The 2,667-nt window shown below is 46.0% G+C and carries 3 protein-coding genes; 1 reads left to right on the top strand and 2 read right to left on the bottom strand.

Translation table 11 applies throughout. The features are described from left to right. Positions 1-381: 381 nt before the first annotated feature. Complete coding sequence (locus QT974_RS33315; protein ID WP_333472638.1) at positions 382-1,143, bottom strand: HpcH/HpaI aldolase family protein; 762 nt, start codon at positions 1,141-1,143, stop codon at positions 382-384. 123 nt (positions 1,144-1,266) lie between these two features. Further along, positions 1,267-1,749 carry a hypothetical protein gene (locus QT974_RS33310; RefSeq protein ID WP_333472637.1) on the bottom strand — a complete coding sequence of 161 codons (483 nt, stop codon included), beginning with the start codon at positions 1,747-1,749 and terminating at the stop codon, positions 1,267-1,269. A 164-nt stretch (positions 1,750-1,913) separates the two neighbouring features. On the opposite strand from QT974_RS33310, the gene QT974_RS33305 reads away from it, so the two are divergent. Continuing rightward, the coding region (locus QT974_RS33305) for an FAD-dependent oxidoreductase (protein ID WP_442933235.1) at positions 1,914-2,667 on the top strand (754 nt) is incomplete at its 3' end.

Below are 2,667 nucleotides of genomic sequence, written 5' to 3'. Positions count from 1 at the left end.
TCTGTCTGACATCTGCGGTTTCTGTATCGATCGAAGACTTATGCAATCTTGTCTATTCGGCTCTCACCGAATTTGATATATTAAGTAAATTCACCTAATTAAACGTAAAATACGGCTCGCTCAAAAGCTTCCTTCTTCCGACTTTCGTCGGACTTCCATCCGTTACATCCGTTACATCCGTTACATCGGGAGCATCTCAGTTTTGCAACAAGCATTTTTTAAAGAGCGGACACTACTGACGTACTACGAACCTTTTTTGAGCGGGGACAGCACTGTAAATGCAAAACTGAGATGCTCCCGTTACATCTTGTACACTGCCAGTAAGGCCGGACTTCCATCCGTTACATCTTGTACATTGCTCGTTGCCGAACTTCCTTCTTCTTAACTGCGCACTGCTTTTACCAGCGACTGACAGGCCCGCAGGAAGACGGCAACATCGGCCCCAAGTGCAACGTATTGAACGCCAGCATCAATCCATTGCTTGGCGATTTCGGGATTTTCGGCAAAAGTACCGGCCGCTTTACCTGCTTTGCGGATGGTTTGAACTGCTTCCTGCATCATGTCGATGACTCGCGGATCGCGGACTTGGCCCGGAATGCCGATCGACTGTGACAAATCGTAAGGCCCCAAAAAAATCACATCAATATGTGGGACGGTGACAATTTCTGCGAGATTGTCGATGCCACCTTTACCTTCGACATGAACCACAACCAATGATTCTTCGTTAAGTTTGTCCGTGATATTTGTACCTGCGGCGGTGTACAGTCCCGCCCGCGTAGCGAAAGAAAGGCCTCGCGCGCCCTGAGGACTGTATTTAGCGCTTTTGACAGCGATTTCGGCATCGATTTTGCTTTCTATTTGAGGTACTTGAACCCCTGCGCTGCCGATGTCAAGAGCTCGTTGAATTTGCGGCCCGTCGTTTTTGCGGACGCGGACAATCGGTGCAATTCCGCTACAGTCGGCGGCGCGGCACAAATCTTCAGCAGCAAGCGGGTGCAGGGGGCCGTGTTCCATGTCGATGACGGCGAAATCAAATCCCGCGTGACCGCAGATTTCGATGAATGCGGGATAGGCGCAGTTCATAAATAAACCGAGGACTGTTTCGCCTTGTTTGATTTTTTGTTTTAGTTCGTTTTGACGCATAAATTTAGCTTTTTTTACCGCGAATTAATGCCGATGAACCCAGATTTTTTTTAATCTTACACTTTTCAACCTGCTCCCGTCAGATTTTTTTGTATAAACCTGGTTTCAACCGCTGTCTGCTCTTTATGTTAAGAGAACAGATAAAAATTTTCTAGCTGCTTTTGCTTCAATTTTAAATGGAATCAAGCACAAAAACCACCCAAAAAGAAACATTCCTAAAATTGGTATAAATATTGGCCCCACCGAGCGATCTACGATCCAAACACATAAAGAAAACATTCCAATAAAGCCTGTTGTCCACAGCCAAAGAATTATAAATGCTAAGACTATATTATGTAAACTCATCCTGATTTTGATGGAACAACCAAACGGTTGAGAATAAATCTCTCCTTTGATCATTGGCAAAAATGAATTGCGCCCGGTGATGATGCGGCTGATTTTAAAGGTATTGCCAGAAATTGTTCCTTCATAAGGTTTTGCAGGTGGCGGGCCGAAGGGTAGAGTTATTCTAAAAAGTTTGGGAGGAGTTACAACTTCGTCCAACCTCTGCAAAGTTTCCGAAAAAGTTAAACTTGTCGTAATTGTTAAACTATCAAAAGGAATCAATGACCTAAAAAAATTACCGATTCTGAGCATAAGGTTTATCCTGCTTTTTTATAGTTATTGATGGTATTAATGCCTATTATATAAAACAAGTTTGCCCTGACAGTAGCGCGAAATACCAGTATACTGCAAAATAAACATTTGGATGCGATGAGTGTTGTTCACTTATGTCTAAATTAATTCCACAATCTCCGATGAAACTGCGACGGTATCTATTTTCTTCGCTCAAAGGTCGATCGCTCGTCACCTTCACCCTCAGCCTGATTACCTCGATCTCGGCTATTACCCCAGCCTTGGCTGCGCTTCCTCGCAATCCCGACAAAGACGAAACTTGCGACATTCTCGTAGCAGGCGGCGGGCTAGCAGGTGCTGCTACCGCCTACGAAGGTTTGCTGGCGGGGCGCACCGTTTGCATCACAGAAATTACTGACTGGCTGGGCGGTCAAATTTCCTCCCAGGGAACCTCGGCACTAGACGAAAGAGAGACTCAGCGATCGCTCTTATTTTACCCCCGCGGCTACCTAGAATTGCGGCAGCGAATCAAGGAACATTACGGGAGGCTAAATCCCGGTGGCTGTTGGGTTAGCTATTCCTGTTTCATGCCCTACAACGGCCACAAAATTCTATCTGACATTTTGCAAGATGCGGCAGAAAAAGGCAAAGGGAAGCTGAAATGGTTTCCCAATACGGTGATTAAAGAACTAGCAACTACTCCGGCCTCGGCGGGGAATGCGGTTGGGGGCCAACAGATTCAAAGTGCGATCGGCATTCAACACAAACCAGCCGCCAATACCGGGCCAATCAACACCGAAACTCTGTCTCAAACTATCGAAGACGCCTATCGCTACGAAAACTCGGCGCGATTTAACAAAACTATTATTCGGTTTACTCCTAAAGCATCTGGAACCCCCCCTAACCCCC

The sequence above is a fragment of the Microcoleus sp. BM001215392 genome (assembly GCF_036700185.1).
In the GTDB taxonomy this organism is placed as follows: Bacteria; Cyanobacteriota; Cyanobacteriia; order Cyanobacteriales; family Microcoleaceae; genus Microcoleus.
This window is presented reverse-complemented; position numbering and strand designations above follow the sequence as displayed.